Annotated in this window: 3 protein-coding genes; all 3 read left to right on the top strand. The window is 75.5% G+C overall.

All coding sequences use genetic code 11. From position 1 onward, the window contains the following. The coding region (locus ABYE80_RS19585; RefSeq protein WP_372791989.1) for an MMPL family transporter at positions 1–1,133 on the top strand (1,133 nt) is incomplete at its 5' end. An 11-nt stretch (positions 1,134–1,144) separates the two neighbouring features. Next, positions 1,145–1,735 (top strand): TetR/AcrR family transcriptional regulator, encoded by a 591-nt coding sequence (locus ABYE80_RS19580; protein ID WP_372791988.1) that lies wholly within the window; start codon positions 1,145–1,147, stop codon positions 1,733–1,735. An 18-nt stretch (positions 1,736–1,753) separates the two neighbouring features. Beyond that, on the top strand, positions 1,754–2,638 hold an 885-nt coding region (locus ABYE80_RS19575), incomplete at its 3' end, for a hydroxylase (protein ID WP_372791987.1).

Below are 2,638 nucleotides of genomic sequence, written 5' to 3'. Positions count from 1 at the left end.
TGCGCGCGGCCACCGCGGGCGGGACGGATCTGGCCGACGGGCTCGCCCGCCTCACGTCCGGCAGCAGTGCGCTGGTCACGGGCGTCCAGCGGCTCGCGTCGGGCACCGGGACCCTGGCCGGCGGGCTGGACACCGGGGCACAGCGCACGCGCATCCTGCAGGCCGGCCTGCGCAGCGGCGCGGACGCCGTCGACGCGTCGGGCCTGCCGTCCCAGCGCGACGCCGACGCCCTCAGCAGGCTCGGCCGGTCGTCCCCGAACCTCGGCCGCAGCGGCTACCTGATGCTCGCGGCGGCCGACGGCGCCCCGGCCGCCCGCCGCGCGCAGGCGACCTTCGCGATCAGCCTGCAGCGCGGGGGACGGGCGGGACGGATCCTCGTCGTGCCGACCAGCGGCCCCAACGACGACGCCGCCCACCGGCTCGGCCAGCGGCTGCGCGCGGAGCTCCCCGCGCTGTCGCGCGCCACCGGCACCGACGTCGCCCTGGGTGGGACGGCCGCCGTGCTCGGCGACTACGACGAGATCACCAGCGCCCGCCTCATCCCCCTCATCGTGACGCTGACCGTCGTGACGGCGCTGGCCCTGGTCGTCCTGTTCCGGTCGCTGCTGCTGCCGTTCGTCGCCGTCGGGCTCAACCTCGTGACCGTGGGGGCGGCCTTCGGCGTCCTGGCCCTGCTGTTCCAGGGGAACGCGCCGCTCGGCGGACCGGGGTTCATCGACGCCGTCTCGGTCAGCGGGATCTTCACCGTGCTGTTCGGCCTCTCGATCGACTACCAGGTGTTCCTCGTCCTGCGCATGCGCGAGGGCTACCTCGACACCGGCGATCCGCGCGCCGCGATCGCGTACGGCCTGGAGCGCACGGCGAAGGTCGTGACCGGGGCGGCAGCGATCATGCTCGGCGTGTTCTGCGCGTTCTCGGTCGCGGAGGTGTCGGCACTGCGCCAGTTCGGGATCGGCCTCATGGTCGCGGTGCTGATCGACGCGACGGTCGTGCGCCTGGTGCTCCTCCCCGCGCTGATGCGGGCACTGGGCGATCGCTGCTGGTGGCTGCCCGACTGGCTGGACGCGCGCCTGCCGCATCTCGACGTCGAGGGTGAGGACCACGCCCACCGCCGGGCGGTCGCGGCCGCATGAGCGGCGACGGCGTGGCAGGCCCACTGACCCCGCGCTCCCGCGCCACCCGCGAGCGGCTGCTCGCGCTCGGCGTGTCGCTGTTCGCCCAGCGCGCCTACGACGAGCTGTCGATCGAGGACATCGCCGCCGCGGCGGGCGTCAGCCACGGCCTGCTCTACCACCACTTCGGGAGCAAGCGCGGCTTCTACCTCGCGACCCTGGAGCGGGCCGCGCAGGAGATCGAGGAGCTCGCGATCGCCGCGTCCCAGGACCAGGCGCTCCCGGTCCGCGACCGTGTCCGGGCGGCCATCGGCGCGCGCGTGGACTTCATCGCCGCACGGGCGACCGGATACCGCGTGGTGGTACAGGGCGGGATCGGCGCCGACCCGCAGGCGCAGGAGATCGTCGAGCGCACCCGCCGGGCGTCGGTCGCCCGGGCGGTGGAGGACCTCGGCATCGCCGGGAGCCCCCGCGTGGAGGTCGTGATCCACGCGTGGACGGGCCTGTTCGAGCGGGCACTGCTGCGATGGCTCGACGAGCCGCTGCTCGAACGCGACGAGCTGGTCGACCTGCTGACCGATTCGCTGCTCGCGACGGTCACGGTCGCACTGCCGGGGACGTGAGCGCGATGATGCGCTTCGATGAGCACCACCCCGGACGTCGCCAACCTCGCCCGTGATCTCGCCTCGAGCACCGAGGCCGAGCGCCGGCTGCCCGAGGCGCTCGTCGTCGCGCTGCGCGAGGCCGATCAGGCTCGGGCCTGGGTGCCCGCGGCCCTGGGTGGTGCGGAGGCCTCGCCCGCGGACGTGCTGCGCGACCTGCACGACCTGGCCCGGGCCGACATGTCCGCCGGCTGGTGCGCCGCGATCGCCGCGACGACCGGGCTGCTGGGCGCCTACCTGACCCCGGCGGCCGGCGCACGCGCCTTCGGGACGCCCGGGTCGATCGCCTGCGGGGTGTGGGCCCCGCGGGCGCGCGCCGCGCGCGACCCCGACGGGACGCTGCGGGTGAGCGGCCGCTGGGCCTTCAGCAGCGCGGTGACCCACGCCGACTGGTTCTTCGGCGGCGCGCTGGTGACGGACGCCCGCGGCGCCAGCGAACCGCCCGAGATGCACATCGTGGGCCTGCCGGTGTCCGAGCTCGAGGTCCACGACACCTGGGAGGTCGGCGGGCTGCGCGGCACCGGCAGCCACGACACGAGCGTCCAGGACGCGATCGTCCCGGCGGAGCTCGCGATCCCCCTGCTCCGGTCCGCCCCCCAGTTCGACACGGCCCTCGCTTGCTTCCCGGTCTTCGGTCTGTTCGCGCAGGCGCTCGCGGCGGTCGCCCTCGGCAACGCCCGCGGCGCGATGGACGACCTGCGTGAACTGGCGGTAGGCAAGACACCGCTGGGGTCGGGGCGCACGGTCGCCGATCGCGCCACCGTGCAGGCCCGCGTGGCCGAGGCCGAGGCGGGGTTGCGAGCCGCGCACGCCCTCACCGAGCAGGCGGTCGCCGCGGCGTGGGTCGACGCGGAGGCCGGAGGC

It is taken from the genome of Paraconexibacter sp., assembly GCF_041602235.1.
In the GTDB taxonomy this organism is placed as follows: Bacteria; Actinomycetota; Thermoleophilia; order Solirubrobacterales; family Solirubrobacteraceae; genus Paraconexibacter.
Note: the sequence above shows the minus strand (reverse complement) of the source record. Positions and strands in the feature narration are given on the sequence as shown.